14 protein-coding genes are annotated in these 17074 nt (G+C 62.8%); 4 read left to right on the top strand and 10 right to left on the bottom strand.

The window, feature by feature from the left end; translation table 11 throughout:
• Positions 1-465: 465 nt before the first annotated feature.
• The gene (gene thrS, locus ACYUCQ_RS08760) at positions 466-1686 is read left to right on the top strand and encodes a threonine--tRNA ligase (protein WP_460254137.1); all 1221 of its coding nucleotides are present in this window, start codon (positions 466-468) and stop codon (positions 1684-1686) included.
• A 515-nt stretch (positions 1687-2201) separates the two neighbouring features.
• Here the strand turns inward: thrS and ACYUCQ_RS08755 are convergent.
• Positions 2202-2675, bottom strand: a complete 474-nt coding sequence (locus ACYUCQ_RS08755; RefSeq protein WP_460254136.1) for a DciA family protein — start codon at positions 2673-2675, stop codon at positions 2202-2204.
• 11 nt (positions 2676-2686) lie between these two features.
• Here ACYUCQ_RS08755 and ACYUCQ_RS08750 point away from each other — a divergent pair, with 11 nt between their 5' ends.
• Entirely contained in the window at positions 2687-3727 is a 1041-nt protein-coding gene (locus ACYUCQ_RS08750) for an A/G-specific adenine glycosylase (protein ID WP_460254135.1), read from the top strand.
• On the opposite strand, the gene ACYUCQ_RS08745 is transcribed toward ACYUCQ_RS08750, so the two are convergent.
• From ACYUCQ_RS08745 to recG, 6 genes are all read right to left on the bottom strand, one after another.
• The gene (locus ACYUCQ_RS08745; RefSeq protein ID WP_460254134.1) at positions 3711-4727 is read right to left on the bottom strand and encodes an ABC transporter permease subunit; all 1017 of its coding nucleotides are present in this window, start codon (positions 4725-4727) and stop codon (positions 3711-3713) included. The two genes, ACYUCQ_RS08750 and ACYUCQ_RS08745, sit on opposite strands and share 17 nt — an antisense overlap.
• Complete coding sequence (locus ACYUCQ_RS08740; protein WP_460254133.1) at positions 4718-6343, bottom strand: extracellular solute-binding protein; 1626 nt, start codon at positions 6341-6343, stop codon at positions 4718-4720. Before ACYUCQ_RS08740 ends, ACYUCQ_RS08745 begins: the two co-directional genes overlap by 10 nt.
• 16 nt (positions 6344-6359) lie before the next feature.
• Positions 6360-7112, bottom strand: a complete 753-nt coding sequence (locus ACYUCQ_RS08735) for a bestrophin-like domain (RefSeq protein ID WP_460254132.1) — start codon at positions 7110-7112, stop codon at positions 6360-6362.
• Positions 7113-7379: 267 nt separating this feature from the next.
• Complete coding sequence (locus ACYUCQ_RS08730; RefSeq protein WP_460254131.1) at positions 7380-7682, bottom strand: hypothetical protein; 303 nt, start codon at positions 7680-7682, stop codon at positions 7380-7382.
• A gap of 133 nt (positions 7683-7815) precedes the next feature.
• On the bottom strand, positions 7816-8256 hold the full coding sequence (locus ACYUCQ_RS08725; RefSeq protein WP_460254130.1) for an NUDIX hydrolase: 441 nt from the start codon (positions 8254-8256) through the stop codon (positions 7816-7818).
• Positions 8253-10439 carry an ATP-dependent DNA helicase RecG gene (gene recG / locus ACYUCQ_RS08720; protein ID WP_460254129.1) on the bottom strand — a complete coding sequence of 729 codons (2187 nt, stop codon included), beginning with the start codon at positions 10437-10439 and terminating at the stop codon, positions 8253-8255. The genes ACYUCQ_RS08725 and recG overlap by 4 nt, the downstream gene beginning before the upstream one ends.
• On the opposite strand from recG, the gene ACYUCQ_RS08715 reads away from it, so the two are divergent.
• Positions 10350-10670 carry an FAD assembly factor SdhE gene (locus ACYUCQ_RS08715; RefSeq protein ID WP_460254128.1) on the top strand — a complete coding sequence of 107 codons (321 nt, stop codon included), beginning with the start codon at positions 10350-10352 and terminating at the stop codon, positions 10668-10670. The two genes, recG and ACYUCQ_RS08715, sit on opposite strands and share 90 nt — an antisense overlap.
• Before the next feature lie 3 nt (positions 10671-10673).
• Entirely contained in the window at positions 10674-14114 is a 3441-nt protein-coding gene (gene mfd / locus ACYUCQ_RS08710) for a transcription-repair coupling factor (RefSeq protein WP_460254127.1), read from the top strand.
• Positions 14115-14323: 209 nt separating this feature from the next.
• Here mfd and ACYUCQ_RS08705 read toward each other — a convergent pair whose 3' ends face one another.
• The 3 genes from ACYUCQ_RS08705 to merA are packed head-to-tail and all read right to left on the bottom strand — an operon-like array spanning position 14324 to position 16876.
• On the bottom strand, positions 14324-14860 hold the full coding sequence (locus tag ACYUCQ_RS08705; protein WP_460254126.1) for a hypothetical protein: 537 nt from the start codon (positions 14858-14860) through the stop codon (positions 14324-14326).
• A complete protein-coding gene (locus tag ACYUCQ_RS08700; protein ID WP_460254125.1) occupies positions 14857-15423 on the bottom strand; it encodes a TlpA family protein disulfide reductase in 567 nt (188 codons plus the stop codon). Before ACYUCQ_RS08700 ends, ACYUCQ_RS08705 begins: the two co-directional genes overlap by 4 nt.
• A gap of 37 nt (positions 15424-15460) precedes the next feature.
• On the bottom strand, positions 15461-16876 hold the full coding sequence (merA, locus tag ACYUCQ_RS08695; RefSeq protein WP_460254124.1) for a mercury(II) reductase: 1416 nt from the start codon (positions 16874-16876) through the stop codon (positions 15461-15463).
• Positions 16877-17074 lie beyond the last annotated feature (198 nt).

Raw genomic sequence — 17074 nt, 5'->3', positions numbered from 1 at the left:
CACGAAGTTATGCGATATCGTGGTCGCACCGGTTGCAGCTACAACTGAGATCAGGTTTGGCCCCGTTCGCTTGCTTCAGATGGCCCAGAACGACATGGATAAGTTCATGCCGAAATGGCTTGGTTTGGCCTCTGGACCACGGGTTCGTTCCTCGGGGACTTTCGTTCGCCAAGAAGCGCCCGAAACTCTCCACGTAAGCGGCATGACAGGTTTCGCAAAAATATTCACAATGAGCGGACGTTTGATTGACTATTCTGAGAATATCTTACTACAATAAGGGATGGACGGCATTCTTCTGATCAGCACTACGACGACCAGGACGACGACCAGCATTTGCGGGTCGCCCGAAGGTCGTTTGCGCTAGGATTAGATACGCCGCAGACCACCAAGGGCCCCGCCGGAAACGGACGGGGCCCTTGGTGTTTTTAGCCTCCGTCTTTCGGCTTCAACTGACGGAGAATTACCATGAACGAACTCGATCATCGTCAATTAGGAAATAACCTCGACCTCTTTCATCAGCAAGAGGAAGGCCCTGGGATGGTGTTCTGGCATCCGCGGGGGTGGGAACTTTATCGTGTGATCGAAGATTACATTCGATCGCGAATGCGTAGAGCCGGCTTTCAGGAGATTAGAACACCGCAACTGTTGGCCAGATCGTTATGGGAACAAAGCGGTCACTGGGAAAAGTTCAGAGAAAATATGTATTCATTGATCGATGGGGAAAGAGCTTTCTGCCTGAAGCCGATGAGTTGCCCATGCCATGTGCAGGTCTTCAAAAAACATGTCCGATCTTATCGCGATCTGCCCATACGATATTCGGAATTCGGTGCCTGCCATCGCGACGAACCATCGGGCTCATTGCAAGGGCTGATGCGGACTCGCGCCTTTGTTCAGGATGATGCTCATGTTTTCTGTACTGAAAGCCACATTGAGCTCGAGGTCCGGAGGTTCTGCAACCTATTAACGGTGATCTATGGCGATCTCGGCTTTCCCGATTTCACCGTCGCTTTTTCAACGCGGCCAGCAAAACGCGCTGGAACCGACGAGGTGTGGGACCATGCTGAAGCAGCATTGTCTAACGCGGCAGAACGTGCGGGTCTGAAATATATCATTCAAGAGGGCGAAGGAGCGTTTTATGGCCCAAAACTCGAGTTTCACTTGACTGATGCTAGAGGCCGGAATTGGCAATGCGGTACCGTGCAACTCGATCTCGTTCTACCGGGGCGATTAGGCGCCGAGTTTGTTTCCGAATCCAATACTCATGAGATTCCGGTGATGATTCACCATGCCGTTCTCGGTAGTATGGAGCGCTTTATCGGGATGCTACTGGAGCATTATGAGGGATGGCTTCCAGTTTGGATGGCACCGGACCAAGTGGTTGTGGCAAGTGTCAGTTCCGCGAGCGACACATACGCGAGTCACATCCAACATCAGCTTCTAAATGCGGGCGTTCGGGCCACTCTCGATGATCGATCCGAGCGGCTTCCCAGGAAGATTATCGACGCACGGGAACATTGCGTTCCAATCTTCCTCGCTGTGGGAAAACGCGATCAGGAAAATCAAACGGTGTCATTGAGATTGCGCGATGGTAGCCAAAAGACGATGAATATAGCGGAAGCAATAGAGCAAATCAGGGAAGAGGCGCTGTCTCCGATCTGCAAAGCGGCATCCAAGTTAAGCCGTTAGGTTGGGGCCGTGGGTTGTCTCGGTTCGAGAGACAACCCATCTCGCGTATAATTGCCCTGCCATACACCCTTAAGTAGACGGAAAGTTTTAAGACTCGGTCGGTTGAACGCCAACGCCCGGATTGCAGCGCGAAGCTGTCGGACTGGGCTATCGGCTGAATGTCGGCTCTTGAAACCGCCCCTCGTGCCGTTCTACGTCCGACTTGCGGTCGAGAGCCGTCAGAGGGTCAGGTCAATCGAACGGCAGCTTCTTGCCCCAACCTGCGCCAAACCAGCCATTCCCCTCTCGGCCAACTCTTGCCCACAATTTAAGTGCTCGAAGCCCGGCCATAGCAGCACAGGCCGTCGCATGCATTGCGACGCACGGTGCGCGGTCGGCGGCGCGGGCGTGGTGGGGTGCGTGAAGGATGGATTGCCGCGCTTCGCTCGCAATGACGCGGCGGGGCTGGGGGGAGCGAAAGTTTTTTGCTGCTTTTTTTCAAAAAAGCAGTTTTGCTCCGCTTGGTGGTTTGCTTGTTAGCCCCGCCGCCCGCCACGCGCCAAATGCCAGCGCAGCCGCGTCAACGCCGCCTCCAACGAACCATCGACTGGCGGCGGCGCATCGCTTACCCGCCCCACCGCCGCACTTGGCCCCGCACCCGGCCCCGCACCCGGCGCCAGCACGGGCGCTGCGGCCACGAATTTCACCCGCGTTACCGGCGCGCCGCCCAAGGCCTGATTAATCCGTGCGATCAAGGCGGGCGCACGGTGTTGCAATTCCAGCGCATCCGGCCCCGCGCACGCCAAGGTCAAGCTCCCCGCCGCAAGCTTCACCGGCTGGCTGCGGGCGGCAATCTCCGGCCCCACCAGCGCCTCCCAATCCTCCAATAAAGCGGCCAAAGCCGGCCCGCGCACCCGCAACGCCGGGCGCACCACCGGGGCGAGCAACGCCCCAATCCCCCGCGCCGCATAATGCCGCGCTGGCTCGACAGGAGCGGTATTTCCCGCCACATTCTTCTGCTGTGAACGCCGCACCGCCATCCCTTGCCCTACTCCGCTGGTATTATTCGCACCGGCGCGATTTGCCCTGGCGCACCGCACCCGGCCAGCGCGGCCACCCGTACCGCGTCTGGCTGAGCGAAATTATGCTCCAACAAACCACGGTCACCACGGTCATACCCTATTTCCAGCGTTTTCTCGAGCATTTTCCCACCATCGCCGATCTCGCCGCCGCACCGGATGAGCAGGTGCTCAATCTCTGGGCCGGGCTTGGCTATTATGCCCGTGCGCGCAACCTGATCGCCTGCGCCCGCGCCGTCAGCGCCCAAGGCGGCTTCCCTGCCACGCTCGATGGGTTACGCGCTTTGCCCGGCATTGGCGCCTATACCGCCGCCGCCATCGGCGCGATTGCGTTTGCGCTCCCGGTGGTCCCGGTCGATGGTAATGTCGAGCGGGTCACCGCCCGCATGTTCGCGATCAACGAGCCTTTGCCCGCCGCCAAACCGGCCATCGCCGCCGCCGCCGCAACCCTCGGCGCGCAAAAAGCCGCCCGCGCCCAGCCCGGTGATTTCGCCCAAGCTTTGTTTGATCTCGGCGCGACAATCTGTACCCCGCGCACCCCCTCCTGCCTGCTCTGCCCCTGGCAGCGTCACTGCGCCGCCCACGCCCAAGGCATCGCCGCAACCCTGCCGCGCAAAGCCGCCAAAACCCCGCGCCCAATCCGCTATGGCACCGCGTTTTTGCTCCGCGACGCCCAGGGCCAAATCGGCTTACGCCGCCGCCCGCCCAGCGGCCTGCTCGGCGGCATGTTGGAACTGCCCGGCAGCGCCTGGACCGAGCAACCCAACGCCCCCACCGCACCCCCGATCACGACGACTTGGCATGATGCTGGCGCGATTATTCACGTCTTCACCCATTTCGAACTGCGCCTCGCCGTGCGTGCGGCCCATATCGGCCACCTGCCCAATGACCTCACTGCCGCACCGCCGGATGCCCCGCTTCCCACCGTGATGAAAAAAGCCGTCGCCGCCGGGCTCGCCGCCTTGCTCAGCGCAAAGCGGTAAAATCAATGCGCGGATCAACCCATCGCGCCAGCAAATCCCCCGCCAAATGCGCAAGCAATCCGGTCAAAGTATAAATATACAAACTGCCCAATAACACCGGCACATCCCGATCCAGCGCCGCCTGATAGCCTAACAACCCCAAACCCGGCAGCGAAAACACAATCTCCACCAACAACGCCGAGGTAAATAACATCGCCACGAAACTCTGCGGCAACCCCGCCACCACCACCAACAGCGCCCGCCGCCCGGCATGGCGCAACGCAATCTGACGCTCACTCGCCCCGCGTGCGCGCATCGCCATCACATAACTCTGCCCCAAAGCCTCCAGCGTCGCATGGCGCACCAAGAGCGCTAACCCCGCCAATCCCCCCGCACTCACCGCTAACACCGGCAACACCAGATGCCACGCCCCATTGAGCGCGCGCACCGCGAACGGTGCCGCCCCCAATCCGCCCGAGATCAAACCGCGCAGCGGAAATAACGGCAGCACACCCCCCGCGCCAAACCCCACCACCAGCAAAATCGCCACCAAAAACCCCGGCAACGCCGCACCGCTCAGCATCGCCAGCGTTACGCTCCGATCAAAGCGCGAACCCGCCCGCATCGCCTGCGCGATACCCAGCGGCACGGCCAGCCCATAAACCAGCAAAGTCGAGCCAACCCCCAACCCGATTGAAACCGGCAAACGCTGCGCAATCAAACCCGCAACGCTCTGCCCGGTCACCAGCGAATGACCCAGATGAAATAGGCCATAGCGCAGCATCGCCCGCGCAAACGCGCTCACCCCCCAGGACGCCCGATACGAAGCCCTAATCGCCGCAATATCCGCCTGGCTCAGCACCTGCCCATGCTGCGCCGCCGCCGCCGCCGCGCGCGCAATCGCCGCACTCGCCGGCCCACCCGGCGCCGCATGCAAAATCGCAACCGTCAGCGCTAACACCGCCAGCAATGTCGGCACCATCAAACCAAGCCGGATCAGCACATAACGGGTCATCGGCATTGCCAGGTGCTCAGATCAAACCCCCGCAACGGCACCCGCGCGGGCGGCACCGCGCAACCCCGATACGCCACCATCATCTGGCGCTGATACCACCCCGGCACCACAATCCAGCGCCGCCGCAACGCCCGGTCGAGCCGATGCGCCGCCACCAGCCGCGCCGCGCGATCCGGCGCAGCCCGCAATTGCGCAATCAACCGATCGATCCGCTGACTGCACAGCCCGGCCAAATTATAGCTCCCTGGCCGTGCCGCCGCCGCGCAACCAAAATAATCCGCCTCCGCCGCGCCAGGATGCCGCGATTGCGGAAAATCCGCATAGGCCAAATCGTATTGGCGCGCCTGCAAACGCGCCTGATAGGAAGCCGGATCGAGCGGATCGATGCGCAACCCAACCCCAATCCGCTGCAACATCGCCCGATACGCCACCAGCGGCGCCATCAGCCCTGGCTGATCCACAATCACACTCAGCCGCAACGGCACGCCATCCGGCCCCACCATCACCCCGCGCTGCAGCCGATACCCCGCCTGCTGCAACAGCCCAATCGCCAAACGCGCCGCCGCATCATCAAAACCCGAAGCCCCACCCGCCGGCAATGCCGGCACATCGCGCCGCGCCGCGAGCGCCGAATTGGCAAAAAAACTTTCGCTCCGCCGCATCGCCCCGCCCAACAACACCCGGTTGATCCAGCGAAAATCAAACATCACCGCCAGCGCCTGACGCAGCGCCACCGCGCGCAGCGCCGGGCGGCGCAGATTAAACACCAGCCCATGCATCCCCGCCGGCTCGTGGATCGGCAAGTTGGCGATCCGCACGCCAGAATGCGCCAAATCCCGCGCCCAATCCTTGGCCCGGCGCGGGTCATGCACCACCCATATATCAAGCGCCCCGGCCCGAAACGCCTGACGCGCCACCGCCCGATTGCGAAAATACACATAGGTCAAACGCGGCGCCCGGGTTTGCTCCGGCATCGCGCCGCGCCCCCACCAATGGGCCACGCGCTGATAGGTAATCGATGATCCCATCCGCACCGCCGCAATCCGATACGGCCCCGAGCCAGGCGGTGGCGTGCGCAGCAGCGCATCAAACCGCCGCCCCCGCCAAAATTGCGCAGGCAAAATCGGCTCCCCGGCAATTTCCATCGGCAACGCCCGCCCCGCATCAGCGCGCAGCCAAAACACCACCCGCCTCGGCCCCGAAGCCGTCACCGCCTTGATCCCGCGATAATAGGAGCGAAAAAACGGCTGCCCCTGCGTCACCAAAATATGAAACGTCCAAATCACATCCGAAGGGGTAATCGCCGCGCCATCGGCAAAACGCGCCGCAGGATCCAGCGTGAAAATCACCCGCCTCGGATTTTGCTCCTCCTGCATGCGGAGCGCCACCGCCGGATGCAGCACGCCTGGGCGAAACGCGGATGCGCGCAGCAGCGGCATCCAAAGCCGATAAATCCCGCGCGGTGCTGTGCCGCGCAGCACGAACGGGTTGAAACTGTCAAAACTGCCCATCGCCGCCACGCGCAGCCCCGCCGCCGAACACGGCGCCCAAGCCCCCAGCCACAACGCCGCAATCACTCCCACCAACATCAGGATCGGCACCCTGGACCAACGGCGCATCATGATCGGGTGCGTCATATCAAGGCGGGGCGGCAAAACTCGCCTGCAACCGTTCCAAACTATGCTGGCTCACCTGCAATAATCCGTTGCGCGGCGTATCAAACTCGCCAATCAAACCGAGCAGCAGCGCAAACGTGAGCGGCAACACCAGCAACACCCACCAACGCTGCCCGCGCAGCGCAGCGCCGGTGAAAAAACTGGCCACCAGCGTCACCAAAAACAATCCGCCCCACATCACCCATGGCAGCCGATCACGCCGCGCCGCATCGCGCTCCGCCTCCAGATCGATCATGCCATTCAGCGCGCGAATAAAGCTCGCGGTGATGCTATTGGGTGCCGCAACCGCCGCTTTGGTGGCAATCGCCCACAGCGCGGTTTGCAAATGGGCCGCCCGCGCCTCAGCCTTGGCAATCGCCGCCGGATCGTTACCCGCCTGAAAAAATGCGAGCCGTGCGCCCACATAGCGCTCCAGCAAGGGCCGCGCCGCTTGATCCATCGGCGCTGGCAACAGGCTGGCGCGCAACCAAGTCGTGCCAATCGCATTGGCCTCATCGACAACCAAAACCCGCCGATGCTCATACCGGCTCAACGCCAGCGAAATGCTAAAGCCCAACAGCAACCCGGTCAGCCCCAGCACCGCCCCTTGCACCGGCGCCAATTTATACTCGCCCGGCTCCGCCGACGCGGTGAGAAATCCGAGTGCCGAAGCGCCAACCAATCCCACAGCCGAAACCGCGATCAGCACCAATACATGATCCAGCACAAAACCCATGCCGCCTTATGCCGTGCCGATCAGCACGAGGCAAACGAAAAGGGCTGCACAGCAGGGAATGTGCAGCCCTTTCGGACAATGCCGGATCAGAGGAGCGAAGGCCCTTCTTTTTTGTGAACAAAAAAGAAGCAAAAAAAACTTTGCGCCTCTGGGTCCATGCTGGTTTCGCCGCCCGCGCACCGATTGAGACAAGTTTTTTGCTGCTTTTTTTCAAAAAGGCAGTTCTCGCTTGCCTTTATCGGAAGCGCAAAGACGGTCTGCCGGTTATTAGCCGCGCGGCTTGGTCACCGGCGCAACGGCGGCATATTCAACCGTCGAACCCGTCGCGTTGGTGCCCGTGGCGGGCGCGAAGGTCGGGTAGTTCTGGCCGGTCGCATTGGCCGCGAACTGCAGCGACACAACAGGCTGCGCCGCGCCGGTAAAATTCGGGTAGCTCTGCCCCATCACGCCGGTATCAGTCTGCGCGACAATCGGCTGCGCGGGCAGATTGGGAATGCCCTGGCCCGCATAGGCCACCGAGCCCGCACCCAAAATGGCCGCCAAAGCGCCCGCAACAATGATCTTGTTCATCGAAATCTCCTTAAGGTCCAGGCGATTGGCGGCCTCACAGCGGGGCCGTCTTCTGGATCGCCATGGTCTGAACCTCAAATAGGTCGTCCGCACCCCTCAAGCATGGTGCATTGCAGCATAGGTGTCATATTGATCAATCATGAATATATCGGATTGCGTTCCGCGCCTGACGCACCATACGCCGCACGGCGGGTGCCACCCCATAATCGTCAAATTCCGCCTCCGCGACCCAGGCCAGATCCGCCGCATCATCGCCGCGCTGGGCATCGCCCCCATCATACCGGGCTGCGAAATCCAGCACCGTATAATGAAACTGCACCCGCCCCTCTTCATCGTGATGAATTTGATCCGCATACCCCGCCAGCACCATCGCCCCCACGGTCAGGCCGGTTTCCTCGCGCAATTCCCGCCGCGCCGCCGCTTCCGCCGTCTCGCCCAGCTCCTGCCCGCCACCCGGCAAGCTCCATTGCCCCAAACCCGGCGGGCGACCCCGGCGGATCAGCAGCACCGCATCGCCGCGCAGCACCACCACGCCAATGCCCACACGCGGCGCGGTCGGAAATTCCCGGCTCATCCCGCCACCAATGCCCGCATCGCCCGCGCATGATCGAACAAGCGCAGCAATAATCGCACCGCCTGCCCACGCGGTGCCGCCAATGTCGGGTCGGCCTCCAGCAGCATCGTCGCATCCTGATGCGCCATCGCGATCAAATCAGCATCGCGCTCCGGATCGGCCAGCCGATAGCCCGGAAACCCCGATTGTTTTGCGCCTAACACATCGCCACCGCCCCGGATCGCGAAATCCTCATCGGCAATCCGAAACCCATCATCGGTTTCCCGCAAAATCGCCAGCCGCTTGCGCGCCGCCGCACTCAACCCCGCATCATGCAGCAACAAACAATAGCTCACCGCCGCCCCGCGCCCCACCCGCCCACGCAGCTGATGCAATTGCGCCAAACCAAACCGCTCCGCATGCTCAATCACCATCACCGTCGCATCGGTCACATCCACCCCCACCTCGATCACCGTGGTCGCGACCAGAATATCGAGCCGCCCCGCCGCAAAATCCGCAAGCGTCGCCGCCCGCGCCTCCACCTTCTGCCGCCCATGCACCAACCCCACCTTGCCGCCAAAACGCTGCGCCAAGGCCGCAAAGCGCAACTCCGCCGCCGCAATATCGAGCATTTCACTCTCCGCGACGAGCGGACAGACCCAATAAACCCGCCCGCCGCGCGCAATCATCCGCGCCACCGCATCGGTAATCGCCTCCATCTGATCAATCCGGTGCAACGTGGTCTTGATCGGCGTGCGCCCCGCCGGCTTGCCGGTAATCCGCGATACCGCCATCTCGCCCCAATGCGATAACAGCAAGCTGCGCGGGATCGGCGTCGCCGTCATCACCAACATATCCGTGGCCGCCCCTTTCGCGCCCAACGCCAAACGCTGATCCACCCCGAAGCGATGCTGCTCATCCACCACCGCCAACCCCAAATCATGAAAATTCACCGATTTCTGAAAAATCGCGTGGGTGCCAATAATCATCGGCACCGAACCATCGGCGATTCCCGCCAGCGCTGCCCGCCGCTCTTGCGCTTTCAGCGAACCGGTCAGCAACACCACCGGCACCGGGCAAATCCGCGCCAGAGTGGCGTAATGCTGACGCGCCAATAATTCGGTCGGCGCTAACAACGCCGCCTGCGCCCCGGCCTCGACCACCCGCAGCATCGCGAGCGCCGCCACCAAGGTCTTGCCGGAGCCAACATCGCCCTGCAACAGCCGCAACATCCGGTGCGGGGCGCGCAAATCCGCATCAATCTCCGCGAGCGCCCGCGCCTGCGCCGCCGTCGGCTGATGGCCAAACCGGGCCAAAGCCTGTGCGCGCAGCCGCCCCTGCGCGATGAAGGCGCGGCCCGGCCGTTTGCGCCTGCGGTTGCGGATCAGCGCAAACGCAATCTGGCGCGCCAACAGCTCATCATAGGCCAGTCGGCGCGCCGCCTTGTCATCCGGGATCTGCTCTGGATGCTGCACAATGTGCAAAGCCGCCGTGAAACCAGGCCAGCCCCGATCCGCCAAAATTGCAGGAAGCTGCCATTCCGGCAGCGCGGGCAGCACCGCCAAGGCGCCGCGCATCGCCCGCGCCACCACCCCACGCGTCAAACCCGCCGTCAGCCGCCACACCGGCTCAATCGCGGGCAAGGACGCCGCTTGCTCGACGGGGAGCACATAATCAGGATGCCGGATTGATACGCGCGGCCCAAATCGCTCCGCCTTGCCCGCAATCAACAACCGCGCGCCGATGGGAAATTGCACCAGCCGTCCGGCATGAAACAACACCACCTCGCCAAAGCCGCTGGCATCGCGGATCACCACCCGATGCGGCTGGCCGCGCCGCGCCGGCGCTTCATGGCTGACCACCTCGATGATGAAATTACCCAACTGCCCCGCCTCGGCCTCGCTCAACAGCTTGCGCCCGCGCCGGTCGATATAGCCCTCGGGCAAATGAAACAGCACATCCAGCACCGTCTCGCCATCCACCGCCCGCGCCAATAACCCGGCCAGCCGTGGCCCAATGCCGGGCAGGCTGGTCAGCGGTGCGCGCAGCGAATCGATGATCTCGGGGGTCACGGGCTGACAGTGCCGCTTTGGCACTCTATATCGCAACCCATCATGATCTCTGATCCCACGCCGCCCGATCCCAGCCAACCCCAAACCGCCCTGATCCAGCGCCGCAAACGCGTGCTGTATCGCGCCACCCATCGCGGCACCTATGAAAATGATCTGATGATTGGCGGCTTTGCGCACCGCCATATCAACAGCATGGATGATGCCGCGTTGGACGCATTCGAAGCGCTGATGGAGTTCCCCGATGTCGAGCTGGCGGACTGGCTCACCGGCCGGCTGCCGATCCCCGATCACGCCGATTCTCCCTTGCTGCGCCAAATCCAACAGGAAGCGCCGGACGTCGCCCAAGCCAAAACCGGACGCTGAGCTATGGGCGTGATCACCGTTCATGGCGCACCCGAAGGGTTCGATGCCAATCTGATCGCCCGGCGCGCGCAGGAAAGCGGCGCGGTGATCCATATCGCGCGCGATGATGCCCGCCTCGCCCGCCTGGCCGATGCCATCGGGTTTTTCGCCCCCAACCTGCCGCTATTGCGCTTTCCCGCCTGGGATTGCCTGCCCTATGACCGGGTCTCGCCCAACCCCGCGATCATTGCCGAGCGCGTCGCCACCCTCACCCGCCTGCAAGCGCGCCGCCCCGGCCCGCTGGTGCTGCTCACCACCATCAACGCGGCCATCCAACGGGTCATGCCCGCCGCCCAATTCGCCGGCGTGTCGCGCCACATCGCCCCCGGCACCCTGCTCGACCCCGCCGATTGGGCGCGATTCCTGGAATCCCAAGGCTATCACCGCGTCGGCACCGTGATGGAACAAGGCGATTTCGCGATTCGCGGCGGCATTTTCGACGTCTGGCCGGCCGGTGACGCGACACCCGCACGCATCGATCTGTTCGGCGATCAGGTGGAATCACTCCGCAGCTTCGATCCCGTCACCCAGCGCAGCGCCGAGCCGCTCACCAAGCTCGAATTTCACCCCGCCTCCGAAATCCCGCGCGATCCAGACTCGATCAGCCGGTTTCGCAGCGCCTATCGCGACCTTTTCGGCGCGGATGCGATCAATGATTCCCTCTACCAAGCCATTTCCGCTGGCCACCGCCATCCCGGCATGGAACATTACGCGCCCTTATTCACCGAGCGAATGAGCACGGTGTTCGAGGCCCTGCCCGACGCCTCGATCAGCCTCGATCATCAAGCCCCAGCCTCCGCCGCCGCCCGGTTCGAGATGATCGCCGATCATTATGACGCACGGCGCACCCCCACCCGGCCCGGCGATGTGCCCTACCGCCCGATTGCCCCCGAGCAGCTTTATCTCAGCCCCGCCGCGTTCGACGCGGTTTTGGCGCAGCGCCCCAGTTTCATATTCGACCCGTTCGCCGCTCCCGAAAGCACCGGGCATGACCGGATCGATGCCGGGGCGCGCCCCGGCGCAGTGCTGACCCAAAGCGGCGCCACCAGTTCGGTGTTTGACGAATTCCGCCTGCTGGTGCGCCGCTGGCAGGATGCCGGGCGCCGCGTGGTGCTCGCCGCCTGGAGCCAAGGCTCGCGTGACCGGCTCGCCACCTTGCTGCGCGATCACGGGCTGAGCGGCATCCCAATCGACCACGCCGATGAGGTGCGCATCGCCCAAGGCAGCGCCGTGCTGCTCGCCGTGCTCGGGCTGGAGCGCGGCTTCGTCGCCGAGGATATGGCGGTGATCGCCGAACAGGATTTGCTCGGGGCGCGCATCGCCCGGCCCAAGCCGCGCCGCCCGCGCGCCGACCAATTCATCGCCGATGCCACCGAAACCGCCGAAGGCGACCTCGTGGTGCATCAAGAGCACGGCATTGGCCGCTATGATGGCCTCGTTACCCTCACCGTCGATGGCGCGCCGCATGATTGCTTGCGCTTGCTCTATGATGGCGGCGACAAATTATTCCTCCCGGTCGAAAATATCGAGCTGCTCTCGCGCTTTGGCACCGAAACCGCCGGCGTCTCGCTCGACAAGCTCGGCGGTGCCTCCTGGCAGGCCCGCCACGCCCGCGCCAAAAACCGGATTCGCGACATTGCCGCCGGGCTGATCCGCCTCGCCGCCGAGCGCAAACTGCACGATGCCCCCTTGCTCGCCGCCGAAGAAGGCAGTTTCGCCGAATTCTGCGCCCGCTTCCCCTATACCGAAACCGAGGATCAATCCCGCGCCATCGCCGATGTGCTGGAAGACCTCGCCGCCGGCAAGCCGATGGACCGGCTAATTTGCGGCGATGTCGGGTTCGGCAAAACCGAAGTCGCACTCCGCGCCGCCTTCGTCGCCGCCATGGCCGGCACCCAAGTCGCGGTCGTGGTGCCCACCACCCTGCTCGCCCGCCAGCATTACCGCCTGTTCGCCGAACGCTTCGCTGGCCTGCCGATCAAAGTGGCGCAGCTCTCGCGCCTCGTCTCGACCAAAGACGCAAACGCGGTGCGCGCCGGCCTCGCCGATGGCCAGATCAATATTGTCATCGGCACCCATGCGCTGCTCGCGAAATCGATCAATTTCGCCCAGCTCGGCCTGTTGATCGTCGATGAAGAACAGCATTTCGGCGTCGCGCACAAAGAGCGGCTGAAGCAGCTCAAAGCCGATGTCCATGTGCTCACCCTCACCGCCACCCCAATCCCGCGCACCCTGCAACTCGCCCTCACCGGCGTGCGCGATCTTTCCCTCATCACCACCCCGCCCGTCGATCGTCTGGCCGTGCGCACCTTCATCATGCCGTGGGACCCGCTGGTGATCCGCGAAGCCCTGGCGCGCGAGCGGTTTCGCTCCGGCCAAATTTTCTGCGTGGTGCCGCATATCGAGGATATCGATCGGATGCGCGAGCGCCTCGCCGAAATCGCCCCCGAGGCCCGCTGCGCCACCGCCCATGGCCGCCTGCCGCCCTCAGAAATCGAGCGGGTGATGACCGAATTCAGCGAAGGCAAATACGATATTCTGCTCGCCACCAACATCGTCGAATCCGGGCTCGACATGCCCGCCGTCAACACCATTCTGATCTGGCGCGCTGATCTGTTCGGCCTCGCCGGGCTCTACCAATTGCGCGGGCGCGTCGGGCGCGGCAAACAGCGCGGCTACGCCTATCTCACCTGGCCCGCCACCCATAAACTCGCGGCCTCCGCGCAAAAACGCCTCGAAGTGATGCAAACGCTCGATACGCTGGGCGCGGGCTTCACCCTCGCCTCGCATGATCTGGATTTACGCGGCGCGGGCAATTTGCTCGGCGATGAACAATCCGGCCATATCCGCGAAGTCGGCATCGAACTTTACCAACAAATGCTCGAAGACGCGGTGGCCGATTTGCGCGCCGAAGGTGGCCAAAAATCCCGCGAGCATAGTCGCGATTGGACGCCGAACATCTCGCTCGGCCTGCCGGTGCTCATCCCCGAAAGCTATGTCACCGAACTCCCGGTGCGCCTTGGCCTGTATCGGCGCATCGGCGCGCTCACCACCGATGCCGATAGCGAAGCCCTCGCCGCCGAACTGGTGGATCGCTTCGGCCCAATGCCGAGCGAAGTGGAAAACCTACTCGCCACCGTCGCCCTTAAGCGCGCCTGCCGCGATGCCGGCGTTGAAAAACTCGAGGCCGGGCCAAAAGGCATGGTGATCGGCTTTCGCGGCAACCACTTCGCCAACCCCGCCGGCCTGCTCGCCTTCATCGCCACCCGCAACAATCTACTCCGCCTGCGCCCCGATCATAAATTGGTGATGATCCGCGATATGAATGTCGAGGCCCGCTTAGCCGCCGCGCGCGATGTGATCACCAATTTGCAACGCATCGCGACGCAAAAACATGCTGCGTGATCGGGTGACCGGTTTTGCGCGGTTGATGACGACAAGGAAAATCTGCTTTTTTGAAAAAAAGCAGCAAAAAACTTTGTTGAGTTGATGCGGGGGCGTTGAAATGAGCACCGACCCAGAGGCGCAAAATTTTTTCTCTTCTACCCTACGCCTGCATCCGTGGCTAAACCGAAGAACCTGTCATATGCCACATAGTTTGGTATAACGCTCTGCTAACACCCGCACGCCACAACCCGTTTGGCATTGCTATACAGCCCCCAGCTCATCAGCAGGAGCGAAAGCGCATAAATCAAGAGCGTATGGGTCGCCAAAAACCCCTGGATCGGCAAACCAAGCCCGCCCGCCGCCGGAATGATCGAGGCCAAAGCCGCAATCCCCAGCGGCAAAATCGGCGAGCAGCATAATAACGAGGGTGCCAACGCCAATATCGCCCCCACCGCACTGCCCCCAACCGCACCGCCAGCCGAGCGTACCCGCCCACCATGGCGCAGCCCATGCACCCCAACCATGAGGCTCAACGCGAGCAATGCGCCCATCGCCAGCGCCAACAGCACCTCACCCATGGTCAAATAACGCAGCGTCACCAGCCCAATCACCCCGCCCGTGCTGCTCGCGGGCAGCAAAAACAGATAAACCAACGTAATCACCGCCCCCAGCAGCAACGCAGCAAGCTGGGCCGCCCGAGTCGCCAAAGCAAGCCGAACCGCCCGATCCACCACCGCCACCGCGTCCGATACAGCAAAACTCACGACGATGGTGCCGAAATAAACGCTTTGATCTTGCCAAAGGTCGCCGATGGTGCCGAGGATTGCACCGCAATTTTGCCGCCCGGCGTGATCAAATCATAAATATCAACATAGTGATTCGGATTATAAAGCTGATTAAGGCTCTTGCTGGCATCCCCAAACACAAAATGCGGATCATGCAACAATCCCGGTGCCGCACCCTGCACAAAACGCTGGATCGTCGCACCCGGATACCCGCCATTTTTATAATCACGCAGCACCAGCACGGTAAGATCGGAATGATCGATCAAGGCGCGCTGCCGCTCAAACACATGCAACCCGGCCTGACAACTGCCACACCAGGTCGCCACCTGCCAAATCATCAGCTTCTTGCCTTTGAACATCGAAAGCGGCACAGGCTTGCCGCCCTGCATGAAATCAGCCGCAGGGGCGGCCATCGGCGCCGATAACGCCACAGTTTTCGGCCCCATCACCCGGGGCGGACCCGCTAACGCCACGCATGGCGCTAACCAAATGGCCGCACCGAGGGCGCGGCGGAGCCGTTGTTCAATCAAACGAAAATTCATCGTCATGTCCTTCAAGTTGCAAGAGGGGGGAGGAGAATCAACCGGCACAGCAGGAGAGCTTGTGAATATCGCGCGAAAACCCAAGCGCCGCGAGCTTCAGCCCCTCAACCGTGGTGAGATACGGAAACACGGTCTCGGCCAAATCCGTCACCGTCATTTGCTGCTTGATCGCCAGCGCCGCCGTCTGGATCGTATCGGCCCCCTCCGGCGCCAAAATCTGCGCCCCCAGCAGGCGCAACGTGCCCGCCTCGGCGACCAATTTGATAAACCCGTCGGTATCGCGCGCCGCGAGCGCACGGGGCAGCGCGGTCAAATCCAGCCGCACGCTACGCACCTGATACCCCGCGTCGCGCGCTGCCGCCTCGCTCAACCCCACATGCGCAATTTGCGGCTGGGTGAACACAATCTCGGGCATCGCCGTCGCGTCATAACGGCGCGGCGTCTGCCCCAGCGCATTTTCCGCCGCGAGCTTGGCCCCATACGCCGCCATATACACATATTGATCTCGCCCGGTGACATCGCCCGCCGCATAGGTGCCGGGGCGGCTGGTCGCCAAAAACACATCGGTCTGCACCGCCCCGCGCGCATCAAGCGCAATGCCCGCCTCAGCCAAACCCATATCGGCGGTGTTCGCCACCCGCCCGGTCGCAACTAACAGCCGCTCCGCCTCAATCACCCCCGCTTGCCCCGCGCTGGTATAATCCAGCGCCATGCCCGAGGCGGTATTGCGCACCCAATCATAGGTCACGCCATCCAAAATCCGCACCCCTTCGGCCCGCAGCACGCTGGCCAAAGCCGCGCCAATCTCCGGATCAAAGCCGGGCAGCAAATGCGAGCGGCACGCAATCGTCACCGCCACGCCAAACCGGGCAAACATCTGCCCCAACTCACACCCAATCACCCCGCCGCCAATCACCAGCAGCGAGCGCGGCAACGCGGGCAAATCGAGCGCGGCGGTGCTATCCAGAAACGTCACATCGGCCAAACCCGGTATCGGCGGGATCTGCGCGGAAGCCCCGGTCGCAATGATCGCGCGCGCTGCCGGAAAGCGTAAATCCCCCACCTCGATGTGCTGATCCCGCCACACCGCCCGGCCCGGCAGATACCGCACAGTGGGATATTCCGGCAGAACAGCCTCATATTTCGCGCCGCGCAAATCGCGCACCAACTGATCTTTCTGCGCCATCAGCGCGGCCCAATCCTCAAGCCGCGCCGTCGCCCTGATCCCGGCAAAACGCTCCGCATGCCGCGCCTGGTGCAGGCTTTCCGCCGCCCGGATCAACGCCTTGGACGGCACACACCCCACATTCACGCAGGTGCCACCAATCTGCCCGGCACCAACCAGCACCACCCGCGCCCCCAACTCACTCGCGCGGATCGCCGCCGAAAACCCCGCCGAGCCCGCTCCCACCACCACCAAATCAGGAAGCTGCCCCTCAATCGTCGCAGGCATGCAGCAATCCGTCCGACCCAACCCATCCATCCTGAAATTCCTTGTTCCCAGCCCGCCTTGCGTCCAGCGTTCAGCGGCGATAAACCGGGTTATGGAACCTGTAGTAACTCCAGAATCAAGCGGTAAATCCGCCCCGTCCGCTAAAAAATCATCCATCTCCCGGACGGCCAGCACTCACCCCAGCACTCACCCCAGCTC

This window comes from Acidiphilium sp. MT5, from assembly GCF_054767495.1.
This window is presented reverse-complemented; position numbering and strand designations above follow the sequence as displayed.

Bases quoted from the DNA above. Each gene is read 5' to 3' on its own strand.
- thrS (WP_460254137.1), top strand. From the start codon at position 466: ATGAACGAACTCGATCATCGTCAATTAGGAAATAACCTCGACCTCTTT.
- ACYUCQ_RS08745 (WP_460254134.1), bottom strand. From the start codon at position 4,727: ATGCCGATGACCCGTTATGTGCTGATCCGGCTTGGTTTGATGGTGCCG.
- ACYUCQ_RS08740 (WP_460254133.1), bottom strand. From the start codon at position 6,343: ATGATGCGCCGTTGGTCCAGGGTGCCGATCCTGATGTTGGTGGGAGTG.
- ACYUCQ_RS08735 (WP_460254132.1), bottom strand. From the start codon at position 7,112: ATGGGTTTTGTGCTGGATCATGTATTGGTGCTGATCGCGGTTTCGGCT.
- ACYUCQ_RS08730 (WP_460254131.1), bottom strand. From the start codon at position 7,682: ATGAACAAGATCATTGTTGCGGGCGCTTTGGCGGCCATTTTGGGTGCG.
- ACYUCQ_RS08725 (WP_460254130.1), bottom strand. From the start codon at position 8,256: ATGAGCCGGGAATTTCCGACCGCGCCGCGTGTGGGCATTGGCGTGGTG.
- ACYUCQ_RS08715 (WP_460254128.1), top strand. From the start codon at position 10,350: ATGATCTCTGATCCCACGCCGCCCGATCCCAGCCAACCCCAAACCGCC.
- recG (WP_460254129.1), bottom strand. From the start codon at position 10,439: ATGGGTGGCGCGATACAGCACGCGTTTGCGGCGCTGGATCAGGGCGGT.
- mfd (WP_460254127.1), top strand. From the start codon at position 10,674: ATGGGCGTGATCACCGTTCATGGCGCACCCGAAGGGTTCGATGCCAAT.
- ACYUCQ_RS08700 (WP_460254125.1), bottom strand. From the start codon at position 15,423: ATGAATTTTCGTTTGATTGAACAACGGCTCCGCCGCGCCCTCGGTGCG.
- merA (WP_460254124.1), bottom strand. From the start codon at position 16,876: ATGCCTGCGACGATTGAGGGGCAGCTTCCTGATTTGGTGGTGGTGGGA.